The following is a 17,967-nucleotide window of genomic DNA, read 5'->3' on the forward strand; positions in this document are numbered from 1 at the left end:
TCCGAAGAAGCCCCCAACCGAGCGCAGCCCAATCGAACGTCCAGCCGGGTTGCCTGAGGCGGACGACGCTTCGTTCCGTCAAAGCGATCGAGAGATCGATCTCCAGATGGCCCGCGAAGACGAGACCGAAGATTCGCTCCTCGGCGAGGGGACTCGCCAGCGCGCCTTCGCAGGTGGCGAGCGAGGCCTCGCCGCCGAGCTCCTCGACGTGCCGGGCGACCACCTCCAAGTCGCCGCAAGAGGGAACCAGCTTCCTCTGGAAGATGTGATGGGCGTTGGCCAATCGCGGCTCCCGCTGCACGTCGTCGGGCGGAACGATCAGGACCCGATGACCGCCTGCGATTGCCCGGACGCCGACCGCATGGACGAGGCCACGCAGCTGCGAGTGCCTCCAGGTGCGACGGGTCGGAAGAATCACGCCGTAATCGCGGCCCGCCCCGCGGAGGCGGACCGCGGCGACCGCGTCTTCCCCCAGTCCGGCTCGCGCGAGCAGAAGACAGAGTTCCTGATCGAGACCGAGGCGCGTGGCACCGTGGACCGACGCGAGCACGGATGCCTCGTAGCCGAGGCGTTTGGCGTCGGCACAGCGACGCCACGTCTGCCAGCTGAACGGAAGCAGGGGCCGGGCACGCCGGCGTGGGATCGGACGACGTGAGGTCATGCGGCGACCGTCGATTTCGGCCGTCGAAGGACGGCCGCGCATCTGCGGATGTCGATCGGATGGGCTCCGCTACGCCGCACGTTGCCGTGCAAGGCGAGCGCGTTCCTTTATTCGAAGGAACGACGCGGGTCGTCTCGCTTGACGAAGCCGCGTATGCAGCCGATCTTGAAGGTATCGGATGTCGATCCGATCCCGCCGGCCTCGGAGGTCAGTTTTCGGCGCAAGATCGATTGTGCCGAATCACTCGCCTAGTCTTGTAGACGATAATGCACATTGGCTGCAATGCAAGCGAAACTTTCGATTTTCTGAGCGCGCGGCACTTCCGCGCCGCACGGGTTCTTCTGGATTGGACCCAGGACGAACTCGCCCGGAACGCTCGCGTCGTGCGGCGGACCATCGTCATGCTGGAGGCAGGAGGATGCCGAACCCAGTCTCGCAACGTCCGAGCGGTGCTGGCGGCACTTCAGGCAGGAGGGATAAGATTCGCCTGCAATGCGGACGGCGAGATCAGTCTGATCGATGCGAACACGCAGACCGGTGCGGACCGTGCACCGTTACGCCGCGGTGCTGGCCGGGCCGAGCGTCTGCGGACCAGGGTCAGCGGTCGGCGTCCGGTCGCCTTATGAGCAGCCAAGGCTCGAGCCGGAGTCCTGTGGCCAACCGTTCCAGGGTATCGATCGAGACGTTCCTCAGACCGCGCTCGACACCGCTGATGTATGTGCGATCGATCTCGCACAGGTCCGCAAGCGCGTCCTGGCTGAGCCCCTTCTCGGCTCGGATCCGTCGCAGGTTCGTCGCGAGGATCTCACGGAGAGCACCTGGATGCGTACGTTTCACCCGCGCATCGAGCGCGGCTGTGGACGATAAGGCGACGGACTTTAAGTCACAATCGCCATTGGAGCCTGCCTGACCGCAACCGGAGCGCCGCCTAGTGCTTCCGGAGCACGAAGCACGAGTGCCGGCGTAGCTGGTCGAGTTCATTGCCCGGACTGAGGCGGCGACGAGTGCGTCAATCGCAACTCGAGTTGCCGATAGCTGCCGAAAACGTCGTGCTCCCCTGCTACGGCGACCGCCTACTCTCCCTCGCCCAGCACCTCGAGAAGCTTGAGCAACACACCTTGGCGCTGGGAGAACTGGAGCTCAGCGCGCGACGAGTTGCCGGTGCGCACTACCGATGAGTGGCGATACTTCGCATTGGAAACTACCGTGTACCGCCTGCTGTGTCCGGCAGGTCGCCTACGGCCTGTAGACCGCTCCCTGCTCTTCCCGCAGAGCCGGCTCCTCGCCCGGCGCACGTTTCCTTGGCGGCGGCGGTTCACGGTGGATGAGTTCCGAAACGAGGCCTGCGAACGGGCGCACGTCGTGTTCGAGGCTCGCGGCATCCAGCGAGCGCATGTACCGAGTTCGCTCGTCGACTGGGACAATGGTCCACGGATACCCGCCGGACGCGAGTTGCGTATTCATGATGAACCGGCCGATCCGTCCATTCCCGTCGGGGAGCGGGTGGATGTAGGTGAAGATGAAGTGGCCTAGGATCGCACAAACCCGCGGGTCGGCCTCCGCCTCGAGACAGTCGAAGTAGGCATCCATCGCGTCCTGCACGGATGCGTGCGCCACCGGCACGTATCTTGAGCCGTCGAGATAGATGAAGTGGCCACGATAGCCGGCGAGCCGCTCGGACAGGAACAGGCCCGACGCGACCGAGGGCTGGAACATCGCCCTGAACCAGGTCATATGTCTGTCTTGGACAATTTGGGCGGCATCCTCGCCCGCCAGGATGTCCGCGACGGCTCCGCGCACCAGCTTGAAGCATTCCGCGTAACCTTTCGCCGCCAGGGCGTTGCGGTGATCGCGGTCGACGCCCGAGTCCTCGGGCTTCCAGTCGCCGCGTCTGATCTTCTCGATCAACTCCGGCGTGACTTGGTACCCCTCGATGGACAGCGAGTGGTAGGCATCCGCCACGTAGCGCTCGTCGACGTCATCGAGGTAGCGCCCGGCATCCTCGACCTGCCGCGGCTCCTCGGCGAAGGCTTCCAGCACGCCGGGCCGAAGCGATGCCCAGAGCGCGGTCACGCGTGCCGCCACCGGCGATACGCGCCGGCGGAACGAGAGATCTGGCGGCACCCCCTGGAGCGGGTTCTCTCGCTCGGATACGCGGTGTCCGCTGGCGGTCATCGCCCCCATGATCTCGTCCGCCACGCCGGTCCTACCGATGAACCTGAAGGCTGCGGCCAAGCGGCCTGCGACGACCGAGTGCCCGCCCGCGAGAAGCGGCGCGACCACTTCGGACGCCGAGCCGAGCGAGGCCAAGGCGGCCAGGGCGACGGTCTGTTCCTGCTCGAAGAAGGTTGGCGGCGCTCTCACGAGCGCCTCGCCCAGGGGCATGACGCGCATCCCGCTCCTCAGCTCCGAGGAGGGTAGGTTGGCCCGCATGGTGAACAGCGAGGTCTTGAACGGGAAGTCCTGGGACCGGTTGTTCGCGCCAGGACTGATGACCACCACCTGCCGCGGCACGGTGTGCTCCCCGGCATGGAGCCGCAACGACGTCTGAGCATCGGCGACCCACCGGCCGGCGAAGCGGTCGTCGCAATACATGGACAGGAAGGTCCAGAAGTTCGCATAATACGGGGTGCTGTCGCCGGCGCACGAGTTCGGGTCTACGACCATGAGCCACCCGGGCATGATCTGCCGGAGGTAGCCATGCTCGACCAAGCGTTCCTGGTCGGTACGCGACAGGGCCGATGAGCGAAGCACGCAAGCTCTGTCCGCGCCTGCCGCGCGCAGATGCTCCAGGGAGGCGGCAATCTTCTCGTTCAAAGTGGGCATCGTAGGCTACCACGCGCACCGTGCATCCAGACTTATCATTCGCTGCGTCGTGAAATTTATCAAGTGATGCGTCGCCATTTTTATCATCCGATGCGACGCCGAGTTTATCACCTTTTGCTGCGCCGCTCCTGTCATCTCGTGCGAAACGCGCTTAGTGGAGCGCGAACCGGACCTCTGGGCCCACGGCCGCGTCCATCGGGCTGCCGACTACCAGGTCGCCCGTACGAGGGTGGTCTGCAACCGGCGCGGCCATTCCAACGAGCGGTCGGGGTTCGTGCCGGACCGCGTGATCCGCCTTTAGCGAGGCAGAGGCGGAGCCCAACCAACGGGAGCCATTTCGCCATACCAAGCGGGGCTGCCAGTCAGGTCCACCGGCGCCGTAGTCGACCGCGTCAGTAGGCCAGCATCCGCTGCCGCGATGGTCAGAATTCCAGCGATCACGAACACGACAACCGCGGCCGTCCACCACTGCGTGCGCCGGTAGGCAGTGATGGCGTCGTCCAACGGCTGCTTGGCGAGGGCGTTGTAGTCTGCGTCGTCGAGAAACGCGTAGAGCTTGGTCCGCCAGGTGTCCCGTGATGCCTCGACCAGTTGCAGGAACTTCCAATTCGTCCGCACCGTCATGAGGTACGAAAACCCGACGTAAGCCGCCACCGCCACGTAGACCAAGGCGAGCTTCGAGCCGTCTATTCCAGTCTTGGTCAGGTCCGTCGTAACGCGGACGGCCTGGAGGCCGATCACGATGGCGACGTCGCGCCAGACCCCGGCGGAGAGGTCGCGGGCCTGCTGCATCAGCTTCTGGACCTCGTCGGCTAAGGTCTTCCTGAGGTCGGCCAGTGCCTTCAGGGTGTCCTTGCTGCCGCTGCGCAGGTGTGCCTTGTAGACCAGCGACGCCGAGTCGAGGGCCGGCTCCAGCCGCTCCGCGAGGCCATCGCCGAAGGTCCTTTCCGGCTTCCACTCCCGGGCGAGTTCCGCCGTCAGGAAGGTGTGCCGGACCTCGATGTCCGTGCCTTCAAGGTAGATCCAGCGGGCGGCCCGCTGCAGGACGGCGAATGCTGGGGCCACGGTCGGAGCTTCACCAAGGTCGATCCGCCGCGGGGGCTGCCCGGCTAGCGCAACGCGAGACGCGGTGCCGTCCCGGTAGAGCTCAGTGGGCAGGGAGCGCACGATCATCGCCGCCGCGACCTCTTGCCAGCACCCGAACGCCGTCGAGCCCTCTACCCCCTCCCCCAGGAGAACCCAGGGATGGATGGCGCGCGGCGCCATCAACTCGGAGGACTGGCATCGCACCTGGCGCCGAGGCCCCATATCGGATCGCTCGGGCGGTGGCTCGGCGGCTGCCGGCTCCTCAGCCCAGGGCTCCACGCAGAAGGCCTCCGTGGCGAACGCGGCGGCTTCGAAGGCGAGCCGGACGACGCTGGCCTGATAGGGGGCTACCTTGCCGTGCAGGAACGAACGCCACCCCTCCACGGTGAAGACGTGGGCGGCATGGTCGGCCGGCTTGAACTGGACCGTGATCCGAGCCCGGTCGCCGTCCCTAACATCCTCGGGATCCACGACGTCGTCGGACGGGTCTACGCAGGTCAGGCGCAGCCAGCCGCCCTCGCGCGCGACCGCCTGCCAGGCCGCGAGCGCGTCGCGGCTTAGGCAGCCGGACACCCGCAGGTGACCCGCGTCCTCGCTGATCGAGCAGTCGGGCGCCGCCCGGCTGAGCTCAACCGCGGCGTGAACCTGTCTCGATCTCAGCATCGTCCCTCGTCAGGCCGGCCGTCACGATCACGATCTCCTGCCTTCCGTCCTCACGGCCGTGGACCGCGGGCCTGTTCTCCTCGTCGTAGGAGATCTGGACGCCCTCCACGGTCTCCATCCGGTGCCGCCGCGGCTTCTGGATGCGCTCGGGGCTGACGTCAAAGGTCTCTTCGGAGACCCCGCGGTTGCGCAGGTTGCGCACGAGGTCCCGGCGCACCTTCGAGTTCTCAGGCTGAACCCCGAAGCAGGCCGTCACCAGCGGCTCGCAATCTTCGGGGTCGAACCGCGGCCCCTGGCGGAGCACCTCGTAGATCCGATTCACGCCGCTCTTCTTGATCTCCTCCGGCAGGCTGTCCCGGTTGGCCTTGAAGGTGTCCTTCAGGGCCCCCATCAGCTTCTCGCTCATGTCCGTCGCCGCGTTGACCCGCCGCGCCTGGAGGAAGCCCTCGAAGTAGTCCGAGATGTGCGCCGTGTTGCTGCGGTCGCGGACCATGATCCGGCCGCCGGCGCCGTCGTCCAACCGGACCAGCGCGATCTTCTGCATCGCCTCCGGCTTCCTCACGAACGACTCCTGAAAACGCTCTAGCTTCGGTACGGATGATCCGCCTGCCTCCAGCACGTAGCGGACGACGTCCTCGTTGTCGTACTTCACCAGTGCGTAGATCGTGGCGCCGTCGCCCGCACCGAGCTCGAAGATGAAGAACACCCCCACGCTCATCGTCTTCTTGTGACGCGACTGGAAATCCAGGGCCAGCGCCTGCGTGCGCTCTGTGAAGTTGCCCCCGCCCGTCGCGATCTCGCGCAGGATGTCCTCCGTCGTGGATCGGTCGCGAAAAGCAAACAGATTGCCCCGCAAGGATGACTTCACCCGTTCCAGGAAGAAATCCTGGTGCTGCGGCGGCGTAATTTCATCCAGAAGAATAGGGTCTTCAAGTGACTTCCCAACAACATGGAAGATCATGCGCCTGATTGTGAGCGCGTCCTTTTCCTCATCCGTCAAAAAACTCATGGTGCCTTGCCGGACCCGCTTCTGGACTGGAAAAACCGAATCTTAGCTTTATAGCACCAGAGAACACAGTTCCGATAAGCGCAATCTAGAACGAACCCACCGGAAAACGCCCACCGCCGCACGCGGGCGACGAGAGGCAGCCCCGACGGTAACAGTGTAGTCTCGCGGGCAGTGCGTCAAGAACAAAGAGCGAACATTAGGCTCGCCCTGCTTTGTCAAATGAGTCTGGGGGCAGGGCCGCCGATCTCGTTCGCGGCGGTCTCCAGCCAAGACCCATTGCGCTGCTGGATTTCCGGTACGCGCGGGTTCAGGTAGGCTGGGAACGGGCCCAGAAATCCACGAACCGCATGCCTGACAACCCGGGATCCGGGGGCCGTAACGCACCGGTCTCGGCGTTGCGCCGCGGGAGTCCCTTCCTCGACATCGAGACCTTCGTCGTCCCGCAATCCGAACCTCCCCTCTTCAACCTCGACGAAGTGCTTCCTGGCCTTGATCCTGACCCGCATCTTCTCGGCGAGCTTGCCCGGCCGGATCTCCTCAAACCTTTATGCCTCGGCGATGGTCACTAGGGACAAAAGGTTGACGATCTCGACCGCCGTGAGCGCCCTCTAACGACCGAGGATCCTGACGATCTCGGTCATCACACGCCGCCAAATGGCAGTGTTCTCCACGTTTCGGCCGGACGTAGGTTCGGGAGCCGAGGATTGCACACCCTCGGCAACCGAGGCGCTGCCGGCAGTCGTGGGCGGGCAGAAGAGCTCGTCCTGGACCTCGATGTCCCCGAAAGCGGCGGCCGAGTGTACTCCGCGTGATCGGGGGACCGAGACGGGCGGCGCATTCGCGGTTGGCGTCCAGAAGAGCGGACAGCAACGCGTCCGCGCTCACCCTCGGGAAGCGTTCAACACACCATGTGTCAAGCGAGGCTCATTCCTTCATGCGACACCAATCGATTCGCTGGTGCGAAGGAGCGATACCCATAGAATGTCAGATCGCGATGCGTATCCGCGACCTAGCGGGTCTCAACCCTTGTGCGACCCATTTGCGACCCAGGTCATGGGTAGTTGATATTCTGAGTTAAGTATTGGAGCTAAGTCACTGAAGTAGTTGGTAGCGAGGGAGGGATTTGAACCCCCGACACAAGGATTATGATTCCTCTGCTCTAACCAGCTGAGCTACCCCGCCACAACCGCGAACGGCGCTGCGGCGTCGTTCGGTGGGCGCGGTATATGGAGAAGGGCGTGGCGGTGTCAACGGTCTGTTGCGACCGCTGCACCCATTCTTCCGCTCAGAGCGTCTGTCCGAAGATCTGGGCGACCTGCGGGATGTCCTTGTCGCCGCGCCCGGACAGGTTCATCACCATCAGGTGCTCGGCCGGCTTGGTCGGCGCGAGTTCGAGCACCTTCGACAGGGCATGGGCGGGCTCGAGCGCCGGGATGATGCCTTCCAGCATCGAGCACAGCTTGAACGCCTCCAGCGTCTCCGAATCGGTCGCCGACAGGTAGGTGACGCGGCCCATCTCGTGCAGCCACGCGTGCTCGGGGCCGATGCCCGGATAATCGAGACCTGCCGAGATCGAGTGCGCGTCGGCGATCTGTCCGTCCTCGTTCATGAGGAGATAGGTGCGGTTGCCGTGCAGCACGCCGGGCTTGCCGCCGGTGAGCGAGGCAGCGTGGAGGCCGCTCTGCACGCCGTGGCCGGCCGCCTCGACGCCGTAGATCTCGACCTCGCGATCATCGAGGAAGGGGTGGAACAGTCCCATGGCGTTCGAGCCGCCGCCGATGCAGGCGACGAGCGAGTCCGGCAGGCGGCCCTCCATCTCCAGCATCTGCTGTTTCGTCTCGATGCCGATGACCGACTGAAAGTCACGCACCATCGCCGGATAGGGGTGCGGGCCGGCGACCGTGCCGATGCAGTAGAAGGTATCGGCGACGTTCGTGACCCAATCGCGCAGGGCCTCGTTCATCGCATCCTTTAGGGTCCGCGTGCCCGATTGCACCGGCACCACCTCGGCGCCCAGCATCTTCATGCGGAACACGTTCGGCGCCTGCCGCTCGACATCGACGGCGCCCATATAGACCACGCATTTCAGGCCGAAGCGGGCGCAAAGCGTCGCCGTGGCGACACCGTGCTGGCCCGCGCCGGTCTCGGCGATGATCCGCGGCTTGCCCATGCGGCGAGCGAGCAGGATCTGGCCGAGCACGTTGTTCACCTTGTGCGAGCCGGTGTGATTCAGCTCCTCGCGCTTGAAGAAAATCTTCGCGCCCTTGCCCGCCGGCGCCCCGGCGCGCAGGTACTCGGTGAGGCGTTCAGCGTAGTAGAGCGGGCTCGGACGGCCGATATAATGCGTGCCGTAAGACTCCATATCCGCCTTGAACGACGGGTCGGCCTTGGCGTCGGCGTAGGCCTTCTCCAGGTCGAGGATCAGCGGCATCAGCGTCTCGGCCACGAAGCGGCCGCCGAAGATGCCGAAGCGACCGCGCTCGTCCGGCCCGGTGCGGAAGGAATTGGGAGCGGGGTTCAGCGTCACGGGGACGGTCCTTCGCGAAAATCGATTGTCGGTTCGCGTGCTAGACCCATGGGACGACGGCTGCAATGCGTCACAGCCGGGCAACCCGCCGGACCGTCCCGGAGTGGGGGCGAAATGGGAGGCCGGCAGTCAGACCCGGCGGCGCGCGGCGGCGATGAAAGCTGTGATTCGAGCCGGATCCTTCTCGCCCGGACGAATCTCGACGCCCGACGAGACATCGACGGCCGCGAGCCCCGTGCGGGACAAAGCGGTCCCGACATTCTCGGCATCAAGGCCGCCCGACAGCATCGTGCCCGCGGGCAGGGCCACGCCGCGCAGGATGTCCCAGTCGAAGCTGCGTCCGTTGCCGCCGGGCAGGTCGGCGCCGGGAGGCGGCTTGGCGTCGAGCAGAAGCCGGTCGGCGATCGTGGCGTAGTCGCCGAGTGCGACAAGATCGGCGGCGGCCGCGACGCCGACCGCCTTCAGGACGGGCCGCCCGGTCCGCGCGCGGATTGCCGCGACGCGCTGCGGGCTCTCCTTGCCGTGAAGCTGGATCCAGTCCGGATCGAGCGCCTCAGTGACGGCGGCAAGGAGCGCGTCGTCGGGATCGACCAGCAGCACGACGCGCTGCGCCCTCCCCCGCACCCGCCGCGCGAGATTGCGGCCCTGCTCCAGGCTGACGTGGCGTGGGCTCTTGGGGAAATGAACGAAGCCGACGAGGTCGGCCCCCGCGTCGAGTGCCGCGTCGAGGGTGGCCTCGGTGCTCAGACCGCAGATCTTGACGTGCACCTCGGCCATCACAGAGGAATGCTCCGCGACCTCAGCGCGCCGCCGGGGCCGGAAGCGCGGCGTGCGTGCCGGCGCCGGCGTAGCCCGGCTCGAAACCAGGCGTGCCGAACGTCTTCAGTTCCGCGGCCTCCTTGGCGAGGCGGTCGGCCTCGCGGCGGTGGTAGCGCGCGCGCTGGCGGGTTCCGGCCTGTCCGAGCCAGCTGCCGATGCCCCCGACCAGGATGCCGAGCGCCACCGCGCCGAACAGCACGGCATAGAGCGGCAGGACGAGACTGAACACCGGCTCCGGCGAGAACGGATCGAAGGAGAGCGTCACGGGCTCGCGGTTGGCGACCGCAAGCAGGACGACCACCACCGCGATCGGCAGCAGAACCAGCGCCTTCAGAAAACGGATCATGCAACGGATCTCCGACGGGACGGCAGGAGCCTGCGGCCGGCTCCGCCCGGTGCCGCAAACGGCGTTCGAGTGGGCGCCTTTCGCGGCTCAGACCGCAGAACTAGAGCGCAAGGCGACGATGGGGATGGCGGCTCGGCGCGAGAGATCATCGAACCGGGGGACGAGGACGAGAGAGCGACCGATACGATCAGGCGCTCGGCTGTTCGTCGCCGATGCCGGCCCGGTTGAGGCGCAGGCGCATCTCCTTTCCGGTCTTGAAGACCGGAATCGCCTTCTCCGACACCGCCACGGACTCGCCGGTGCGGGGGTTGCGGCCGCGCCGTGCCTCGCGGCGCTTGACCGAGAAGGCTCCGAAGCCGCGCAGCTCCACCCGGTCCCCCTGGGCGAGCGCGTCAGCAATGGTGTCGAGGATCGCGTTGACGAGGGTCTCGACGTCGCGCTGATAGAGGTGAGGATTCTGCTCGGCGATCTTGAGCACGAGTTCCGACTTGATCATGCGGCTCTCTTCCGGATGCGGGGCGGTCGCGGCACGGTGCGAAACCTCAGGGCGCCGGGCGCCAGACAGCGAGGAGCCCGCCACGGGCGACACCCGCGGCCTCGTCCTCGACGGCGCGGAGGCGGGTGGCGAGCCCATCGAGACCGAGAAGGTCCGCGCCGACACCAAGGGCCGACCAGAGCTTGAACCCGCCCTCGGCCTTCGGCTTCCAATCCTTCACCGGAAGGTTGGCCGGAACCTGCTTCTCCTTCTCCAACCACGTCACGGCCTGGCGCTCGCCACCGAGCTCGTCGACGAGCTTCAGGGGCACGCTCTGGCGGCCACTGAAGACGCGCCCGTCCGCAACGGTGGAGATCTCGCTCTCGTTCATGCCGCGGCGCTCCGCCACGAGGCCCTTGAACCAGCCGTAGGTATCGAGAACGATCGAGGACAGGGCCGCGCGAGCCTCCGGCGAGGTCGGGCTGAAGCCCGACGGCTCCGCCTTCAGCGGGGAGGACTTCACGGATTCCACCTTCACGCCGACCTTGTCGAGAAGGCCGGAGACGTCCGGATACTGGAACAGCACGCCGATCGAACCCACGAGCGCGGTCTCGCGGGCGACGATATGATCGGCCGCAATCGCGGTGATGTAGGCGCCGGAGGCGGCGGTCCCGTCCACGAAGGCAACCATCGGCTTCTTCGCCGCCAGCGCACGCAGATTGCGGTAGAGTTCCTCCGAGCCCGTCGTGGTGCCGCCGGGCGAGGAGATGGAGATCACCACGCCCTTGACCGCGTTCGACTCGCCGACGCGCTCGATCAACTTGCGGGTCGATTCGCTGCCGGCGATGAAGCCGCCGATCGAGATCCGGGCGATCTGGTTCTCGGTTGCCGGAAACAGCCGGCCCTCGCCGACCCGCGCGCGGTAGCCCAGCGCGCCTACGGCGATGATGGCGGCCCCGATGCCGAGCATCCGCCACAGCGTCAGCTTGCGGCGCAGACGGCGGCGGTCGATGAGAAACTCGGCGTCTGCGGCCATCCGACGATCAACTCCTCTCCGAGCGGTCCAGCCGGACCGTTGTTCTGTTGGGATCGCCCGGCCGCGTCCTGCCCGAACGCACCCTCGACCGATCCGTGGATCGGCTCGCCTCACCGAGACGGGTCGATCCCATAAGGTATCCCGAAGCCGGTGCAGCCCGTCGATCCGGATGCCGGCCAAGTCCTTGATGGACTTGAATTCGATCGCGCCTGCCGAGTCCGGGACCGTGTTTAACGCTGCCCGAGGCAGACGGGCAAGAGCCTGTTCCGTCCCAGCCCGGACAACCGGCACTCGTCGTCGCCGAAAGCGATGTTGTCAGGCAGCGACGGACTCAGCGCCGAGCGTAGACTTCCTCGACGTAGCCGTCGCGCAACCAGAACAGGTTGCGACTCAAACGTTGATAGCCGCCGTCGCGCCCCATGAGTTCGGGAACGATAACCTGCCGAAACTCATCCGTGTTCGGTGCGGCTGCTTCCTGATTGATCGAGTAGAACAGGGGAGCGATCGTGCGAATACGTGAAAGGTACATGGCCGCCGTCTCCGGAGGCATCTCGGGAAGAGAATCCTGGTTGATCACCAGGTCGTAACGCTCGTCCCGTTCGATTTCCCACCACGGCAGCACGCGAATCGCAGCCTCGGGCTCCCCGGCCAGGGACACGTCGAGGCCCGCCTTCAGCAGAAACCAGCCCTGAAGAACGTTGGTGAAGGGCAGATCGAGGATCGTGTAGCGACGGTCCGGGCGGCGAAGGAACCAGGCGAGGCCGCCGAAGCCGCCGCCGATTTCGACGATGCGCTCGAATACGCCGATCTGCCCGATTCGCCACGCGGCGTAGGCATGGCTGAAGGCGTGCTCGGGCAGGAGGCCGGCGCCGAAATGCACGCCGAACGGCGCGCCGACCTCGGGGAAGGTCAGGGGGAAGCCAAGTTCGGCTTCGACACGTGTCGGCTCCGGGTAGAAGGCGGAACCGTTGAGGGAAGCCGCAAAATCGCCCTGCTCCGGCGAGCGGACGGGGACGAGGCCGAGGGCTTCGGAGAGCCGCAGCATCCGGTCGCACCAGCTCGCGGCGAATGGCGTGGGAGCGTGACGGGCCAGGGTCGCCATCGTGCGTCCCATCGCGATGCCGTGTGAGAGATGGGATTGGAACAGGTTGTTCAGCTGGTGGGCGAGCGCGGCAGCATCGCCGCTTCGCAGCGCGTGATGGAAGGCGGAGAAGCCCTGCGTTCGGGCCGCCCACATGCCGGCGCTCTCGGCCTCACCAGGCGACCGTTCGGCACTGGAGCGCCACGCGGCGATGAGCCGGCGCGCGATCGCCTCATCCTCAGGGCCGGGGCGGGGCGGGGCGAAGGCGATCTCCGGCAGATCCGGCCAAGTGCGGTAGGGATAGCGATAGGTCCAGGGCCCGGCGATCCCGCCGCCGAGTTCGGCACTTGCGGCCGGCGCGCGGTAGGGACGGCCCTCGCGGCGGCCGAAGACGCGGTAATGCTCTTCGGCGGAGGCGATGTGGCCGGCCTCGATCGCCATCGCCACGTCGGCATTCAGATCGAGATAGGCCTCGGCGGCAAAATCGGGGGGGAGCGAGTCGGGCTGCCGTCGTCCGGGCTTGCCCCTCAACCATCTCAAGCCGGCATCCAAGCCCGGGAGGCGGTCTGCCATCGCGCTTCGCCTCAAGACGCTTCGAACAATCGGAATTCAAAAAAGTTCGGGGCCGGCAGAGCCGGCCCCGAGGCAGCGTGAACAGGCGAGGCGAGTCTTACTCGTCGTCGCCCTTCTTCTTGTTGAAGGCGGCACCGAGGATGTCGCCGAGCGAGGCACCGGAATCGGCCGAGCCGAACTGGGCCATCGCCTCACGCTCCTCGGCGACTTCCAGCGCCTTGATCGAGACCTGCACACGGCGGGCCTTGCGGTCGAACTGGATCACGCGAGCGTCGAACTTCTCGCCGGCGGCGAAACGCTCGGGACGCTGGTCGCCGCGGTCACGGGCGAGTTCGGCGCGGCGGATGAAGGTCTGCATGTCGGTGTCGACGAGCTTCACCTCCAGGCCGGAATCCTTCACCTCGACGACCTCGCAGGTCACGACCTGACCCTTCTTGACCTCGCCGGCTTCCGCGAAGGGATCGCCGCCGAGCTGCTTCACGCCGAGCGAGATGCGCTCCTTCTCGACATCGACGTCGAGAACCTGAGCGCGCACCATGTCGCCCTTCTTGAACTCTTCGATGACCTGCTCGCCGGGACGGTTCCAGTCGAGATCCGACAGGTGGACCATGCCGTCGACATCGCCCTCGAGGCCGATGAACAGGCCGAACTCGGTCTTGTTCTTGACCTCGCCCTCGACCTCGGAGCCGACCGGGTGCTTCTCCGCGAAGGCTTCCCAGGGGTTCTGCAGGGTCTGCTTGAGGCCGAGCGAGATGCGGCGCTTGACCGAATCGACTTCCAGGATCTGCACCTCGACCTCCTGGGAGGTGGAGACGATCTTGCCCGGATGGACGTTCTTCTTGGTCCAGCTCATTTCGGAGACGTGGATCAGGCCCTCGATCCCCGGCTCCAGCTCCACGAAGGCGCCGTAATCGGTGATGTTGGTCACCCGGCCCTTGAGCTTGGCGCCCTCGGGGTAGCGGGCGGCGATGCCCTCCCACGGATCGGCCAGGAGCTGCTTGATGCCGAGCGAGATCCGGTGCGTCTCGTGGTTGATCTTGATGATCTTGACCTTCACCGTCTGGCCGATGGTCACGACCTCGGACGGGTGGTTCACGCGGCGCCACGCCATGTCGGTGACGTGCAGCAGGCCGTCGATGCCGCCGAGATCGACGAAGGCGCCGTACTCGGTGATGTTCTTGACGACGCCGTCGATGACCTGACCTTCCTCAAGGTTGGCCACCAGCTCCGAGCGCTGCTCGGCGCGGCTCTCTTCGAGCACGGTGCGGCGCGACACGACGATGTTGCCGCGGCGGCGATCCATCTTGAGGATCTGGAACGGCTGGGGCGTGCCGAGCAGCGGGGTCACATCGCGCACCGGGCGGATATCGACCTGCGAGCGCGGCAGGAACGCCACGGCGCCGTCGAGATCGACGGTGTAGCCGCCCTTGACTTGGTTGAAGATCGTGCCGGTGACGCGCTCGTTGGCTTCAAAAGCCTTCTCGAGCTTGACCCACGACTCCTCGCGGCGCGCCTTGTCGCGCGAGATGACGGCCTCGCCCAGCGCGTTCTCGATGCGGTCGACGTAGACTTCGACCTCATCGCCGACCTTGAGCTCGCCCTCGCGGCCCGGGCCGGTGAATTCCTTGAGGGGGACACGCCCCTCGGTCTTGGCACCGATATCGATGACGGCGACATCCTTCTCGATGCCGACGACAGTGCCCTTGACGACCGAACCCTCGGTGATCTCGTGCTGGAGGAAGGATTCCTCGAGCAGGGCCGCGAAATCCTCGCGGGCCGCGGAGCTTGCGTTCAGACCAGCAGACATTCTTTCTCCTGAATGGCCTCATTTCGTGAGGCCGCGCCGGCGGCTCGTGTTGCGAAATGCCCCCGTCACCGCCGCCCGCCGGATGGACGATCCGGCCGGGCTCGCCTCCTCTCGGAGGGCCGACGCATGCTGTAAGCGATGGTCGAGGGCCGATCTCCCCGGCGATGCGGCCGCCGGGCACGAGACCCGGATCATGACGATACCGATGAGGAAATCGGTGCGACCGATACCGGATCCGCGTCGCCGACGCAACGTCTTGCGCTGGTTCACGATCGGCCGGCCCGCGGCGCCCTGATGCGACGGCGCCGGCTCTCAGCCCGTGGGCCCGGCCGGACGGGTCAGAGCGTAAAGCGTGATCGCCGCCGCATTCGAGACGTTGAGGCTGCGAATGGCGCCCGTCGCGTCGATGCGCACCAGCAGGTCGCAGCACTCGGTGGTGCGCTGGCGCAGGCCCTTTCCCTCGGCGCCGAGCACGAGCACGGCGGGGCGGCGCGGGCCGACGGCATCGAGCGAGGTTCCGGCATCCGAATCGAGCCCGATCCGGGTGAAGCCGCGCTCGCCCAGCGTGATCAGCGCCTCGGCGAGGTTGCGCACGATCACCAGCGGAACGTGTTCGAGGCCGCCCGAGGCGGATTTCGCCAGGACGCCGGTCGCGTTCGGCGAGTGGCGCGCCGTGGTGACGATCGCGGTCACGCCGAAGGCTGCCGCCGTGCGGACGATGGCGCCGACATTGTGCGGATCGGTGATCTGGTCGAGGGCGAGCAGAAGCGCGTCGTCCGGCATCGCGTCGAGTTCGGGCGCGGCAAGCGGCTCGGCTTCGGCGTAGAGGCCCTGATGCACCGCGTCCGGTCCGAGCAGTTTGTCGATCGCGCTCGGGCGGACAATCTCGGGCTCGATCGGCAGCGTCACCCCGGCCTCGTTGAGGCGCGCCAACGCATTCTCGGTGGCAAGCAGCCGGTGGAAGTGGCGGCCGGCATTGCTGAGCGCCTGCGACACCGGATGCCAGCCGTAGAGCACGACATGGTCCCTCCCCTCGCGAGCCGTCGGCCCGGGCGGTTGCTGCGTTCGCGGGCGGGGCCGGAAGCCGTAAGGCTTGGCCGGGCGGTCGCGCGGCGGGGTCATGGGCGGATCTTTCGCAGCAGGTAAGGGGGCAGTGTCTCTCGCGTCCGAGAAGCCGATGCGACCGTCCCGCGTCAAGCGGCGGAATCATGCGGCAAGACCGTTGCCGTCGGCGGAGAACCCGACTATAGACCGGGCGCCGTCGGACAGCGCCCTTCGTCTATCGGTTAGGACGTCAGCCTTTCACGCTGAAAAGGCGGGTTCGATTCCCGCAGGGCGCGCCATTTTTTTCCTAAGCCCTTCACCGGCCGGAATTTCTGCATAAATCAGCACCTTAGGCCGCCGCCAGTCGTACAAACAGGCGGTGCAAACGGGCCATGGCGCTGATGTCGTATCTCATCCGTGATGGGCTGGGCACGTACTACTTCCGCAGAGTGATCCCCGCGGAGCTGCGCCCCTTTGTCCGCCGTCAGCACTCCTGAGACATACTGAGGGTCTTCACGAACGGAGGATGGCTGGTTCATCGTCGCCTCCAGGAGCGAAGATGAAACAGACGTCCGGGCCGGTACGGAAGCCGGCAGAAGCCGTGATCAAGGACATCCGCCGCGCGACACGCCGGCAGTTCTCGGCCGAGGAGAAGATCCGCATCGTGCTGGAAGGCCTGCGCGGTGAAGACAGCATCGCCGAGCTGTGCCGGCGTGAGGGCATCGCCAGCTCGATGTACTACGGCTGGTCCAAGGAGTTCTTGGAGGCCGGCAAGAAGCGGCTGGCCGGCGACACGGCCCGCGCCGCGACCGCTGATGAGGTCCAAGATCTGCGCCGCGAGGCGGGTGCGCTGAAGGAAGTCGTGGCCGACCTCGTCCTGGAGAACCGCCTGCTGAAAAAAAGCATGACCGCGGCTGGGGGCGACGAGGCATGAGGTACCCGGCCTCTGAGAAGCTGGAGATCATCCAGTTGGTCGAGCAGTCTCACCTGCCGGTGCGCGCTACCCTGGAGAAGCTCGCCATCCCGCGCGCCACCTTCTACCGCTGGTATGACGCCTTCCAGTGCGGCGGCCCCGAGGCATTGGCGGATCGTCCCTCGCGGCCCAGCCGGGTCTGGAACCGTCTGCCGACAGAGATCCGCGAGCAGATCGTCGCCCTCGCACTGGAGGAGCCAGAGCTCAGCCCGCGCGAGCTGGCGGTGCGCTTCACCGACGAGCGGCGCTACTTCGTCTCGGAGGCAACCGTCTACCGCCTGCTCAAAGCCCAGGACCTGATCACCAGCCCGGCCTACATCGTCGTCAAAGCCGCCGATGCGTTCCACGACAAGACGACCGCACCCAACCAGCTCTGGCAGACGGACTTCACCTACCTGAAGGTCGTGGGATGGGGGTGGTACTACCTCTCGACCGTGCTCGACGACTTCTCGCGCTACATCGTGGCGTGGAAGCTGTGCACGACGATGCAGGTTGGCGACGTCACCGCCACGCTCGACCTTGCGCTGGCGGCGGCCGGGCTCGACCATGTGCAGGTGGCGCATCGGCCACGGCTGCTCACCGACAACGGATCGAGCTACGTCGCGGGTGATCTGGCCGACTGGCTCGGCAGCCGGGGTATGACCCACATCCGCGGTGCCCCGCGCCATCCGCAGACGCAGGGCAAGATCGAGCGCTGGCACCAGACGCTCAAGAACCGCATTCTACTCGAACACGCTTACCTGCCCGGCGAACTCGAGGCGCGTGTGGCCGCCTTCGTCGAGCACTATAACCATCTCCGGGCTCACGAGAGCCTGGGCAACCTCACCCCTGCCGACGTCTACTTCGGCCGCGGCGAGACGATCTTGCGTGAACGGGCGCGGATCAAGCGTCAGACCCTCATGGATCGCCGCTTGCGCCATTACGCGCAGGCTGCCTAACCTCTCAACCCAGGTGGACCAGAGCCTCCGTTCCTGAGCACCTCAAAGCGTCTCAAATCATCTGACAACGGACAATTGATCGGTTTGGCGTTGTGGTTGATGC

At 66.2% G+C, this 17,967-nt stretch carries 14 protein-coding genes and 2 tRNA genes; 3 read left to right on the forward strand and 13 right to left on the reverse strand.

The features are described 5' to 3' along the window. Window positions 1-106: 106 nt before the first annotated feature. The gene (locus tag LPC10_RS01265; protein WP_165608638.1) at window positions 107-655 is read left to right on the forward strand and encodes a hypothetical protein; all 549 of its coding nucleotides are present in this window, start codon (window positions 107-109) and stop codon (window positions 653-655) included. Between the two features lie 603 nt (window positions 656-1,258). Here the strand turns inward: LPC10_RS01265 and LPC10_RS25640 are convergent. The 13 genes from LPC10_RS25640 to rlmB form a co-directional block, all read right to left on the reverse strand. Further along, window positions 1,259-1,642, reverse strand: coding sequence for a helix-turn-helix transcriptional regulator (locus LPC10_RS25640; RefSeq protein WP_345968862.1), 384 nt, complete (start codon window positions 1,640-1,642; stop codon window positions 1,259-1,261). A gap of 255 nt (window positions 1,643-1,897) precedes the next feature. Further along, complete coding sequence (locus tag LPC10_RS01275; protein ID WP_063988380.1) at window positions 1,898-3,487, reverse strand: Fic family protein; 1,590 nt, start codon at window positions 3,485-3,487, stop codon at window positions 1,898-1,900. A gap of 297 nt (window positions 3,488-3,784) precedes the next feature. Further along, a complete protein-coding gene (locus LPC10_RS01280) occupies window positions 3,785-5,236 on the reverse strand; it encodes a hypothetical protein (RefSeq protein WP_063988381.1) in 1,452 nt (483 codons plus the stop codon). Next, on the reverse strand, window positions 5,202-6,236 hold the full coding sequence (locus LPC10_RS01285) for a nucleoid-associated protein (RefSeq protein WP_231345098.1): 1,035 nt from the start codon (window positions 6,234-6,236) through the stop codon (window positions 5,202-5,204). The genes LPC10_RS01280 and LPC10_RS01285 overlap by 35 nt, the downstream gene beginning before the upstream one ends. Window positions 6,237-7,350: 1,114 nt before the next feature. Then, window positions 7,351-7,427 (reverse strand) — tRNA-Met (locus LPC10_RS01290). Between the two features lie 103 nt (window positions 7,428-7,530). Beyond that, the gene (trpB, locus tag LPC10_RS01295; RefSeq protein ID WP_231345099.1) at window positions 7,531-8,772 is read right to left on the reverse strand and encodes a tryptophan synthase subunit beta; all 1,242 of its coding nucleotides are present in this window, start codon (window positions 8,770-8,772) and stop codon (window positions 7,531-7,533) included. Between the two features lie 129 nt (window positions 8,773-8,901). Beyond that, entirely contained in the window at window positions 8,902-9,549 is a 648-nt protein-coding gene (locus tag LPC10_RS01300; RefSeq protein ID WP_231345100.1) for a phosphoribosylanthranilate isomerase, read from the reverse strand. Between the two features lie 22 nt (window positions 9,550-9,571). Beyond that, entirely contained in the window at window positions 9,572-9,937 is a 366-nt protein-coding gene (locus LPC10_RS01305) for a LapA family protein (protein WP_231345101.1), read from the reverse strand. 187 nt (window positions 9,938-10,124) lie between these two features. Further along, window positions 10,125-10,433 carry an integration host factor subunit beta gene (gene ihfB, locus LPC10_RS01310; RefSeq protein WP_003600667.1) on the reverse strand — a complete coding sequence of 103 codons (309 nt, stop codon included), beginning with the start codon at window positions 10,431-10,433 and terminating at the stop codon, window positions 10,125-10,127. A gap of 46 nt (window positions 10,434-10,479) precedes the next feature. After that, on the reverse strand, window positions 10,480-11,448 hold the full coding sequence (gene sppA, locus LPC10_RS01315; RefSeq protein ID WP_231345102.1) for a signal peptide peptidase SppA: 969 nt from the start codon (window positions 11,446-11,448) through the stop codon (window positions 10,480-10,482). Between the two features lie 331 nt (window positions 11,449-11,779). Next, window positions 11,780-13,102, reverse strand: a complete 1,323-nt coding sequence (locus LPC10_RS01320) for a putative sugar O-methyltransferase (RefSeq protein ID WP_231345103.1) — start codon at window positions 13,100-13,102, stop codon at window positions 11,780-11,782. Between the two features lie 97 nt (window positions 13,103-13,199). Next, a complete protein-coding gene (gene rpsA, locus LPC10_RS01325; RefSeq protein WP_231345104.1) occupies window positions 13,200-14,909 on the reverse strand; it encodes a 30S ribosomal protein S1 in 1,710 nt (569 codons plus the stop codon). Between the two features lie 312 nt (window positions 14,910-15,221). Further along, a complete protein-coding gene (gene rlmB / locus LPC10_RS01330; protein ID WP_231345105.1) occupies window positions 15,222-16,031 on the reverse strand; it encodes a 23S rRNA (guanosine(2251)-2'-O)-methyltransferase RlmB in 810 nt (269 codons plus the stop codon). 146 nt (window positions 16,032-16,177) lie between these two features. Here rlmB and LPC10_RS01335 point away from each other — a divergent pair. Both LPC10_RS01335 and LPC10_RS01340 read left to right on the forward strand, forming a co-directional pair. Continuing rightward, a tRNA-Glu gene (locus LPC10_RS01335) sits at window positions 16,178-16,252 on the forward strand. Window positions 16,253-16,512: 260 nt separating this feature from the next. Beyond that, window positions 16,513-17,864 (forward strand): IS3 family transposase gene (locus LPC10_RS01340; RefSeq protein WP_231345106.1). Its coding sequence is split into 2 segments (ribosomal slippage): window positions 16,513-16,848 and window positions 16,851-17,864, totalling 1,350 coding nucleotides; the frame shifts between segments, so codons are not numbered across the junction. Window positions 17,865-17,967 lie beyond the last annotated feature (103 nt).

Origin of the sequence: Methylorubrum sp. B1-46, assembly GCF_021117295.1 — a bacterium.
Lineage (GTDB): Bacteria > Pseudomonadota > Alphaproteobacteria > Rhizobiales > Beijerinckiaceae > Methylobacterium.

Coding starts and splice junctions, on each gene's coding strand:
- LPC10_RS01280 (WP_063988381.1), bottom strand. CDS start 5,236: ATGCTGAGATCGAGACAGGTTCACGCCGCGGTTGAGCTCAGCCGGGCG.
- LPC10_RS01320 (WP_231345103.1), bottom strand. CDS start 13,102: ATGGCAGACCGCCTCCCGGGCTTGGATGCCGGCTTGAGATGGTTGAGG.
- LPC10_RS01300 (WP_231345100.1), bottom strand. CDS start 9,549: ATGGCCGAGGTGCACGTCAAGATCTGCGGTCTGAGCACCGAGGCCACC.
- ihfB (WP_003600667.1), bottom strand. CDS start 10,433: ATGATCAAGTCGGAACTCGTGCTCAAGATCGCCGAGCAGAATCCTCAC.
- LPC10_RS01305 (WP_231345101.1), bottom strand. CDS start 9,937: ATGATCCGTTTTCTGAAGGCGCTGGTTCTGCTGCCGATCGCGGTGGTG.
- LPC10_RS01275 (WP_063988380.1), bottom strand. CDS start 3,487: ATGCCCACTTTGAACGAGAAGATTGCCGCCTCCCTGGAGCATCTGCGC.
- rpsA (WP_231345104.1), bottom strand. CDS start 14,909: ATGTCTGCTGGTCTGAACGCAAGCTCCGCGGCCCGCGAGGATTTCGCG.
- rlmB (WP_231345105.1), bottom strand. CDS start 16,031: ATGACCCCGCCGCGCGACCGCCCGGCCAAGCCTTACGGCTTCCGGCCC.
- LPC10_RS01265 (WP_165608638.1), top strand. CDS start 107: ATGGCCCGCGAAGACGAGACCGAAGATTCGCTCCTCGGCGAGGGGACT.
- LPC10_RS25640 (WP_345968862.1), bottom strand. CDS start 1,642: ATGAACTCGACCAGCTACGCCGGCACTCGTGCTTCGTGCTCCGGAAGC.
- sppA (WP_231345102.1), bottom strand. CDS start 11,448: ATGGCCGCAGACGCCGAGTTTCTCATCGACCGCCGCCGTCTGCGCCGC.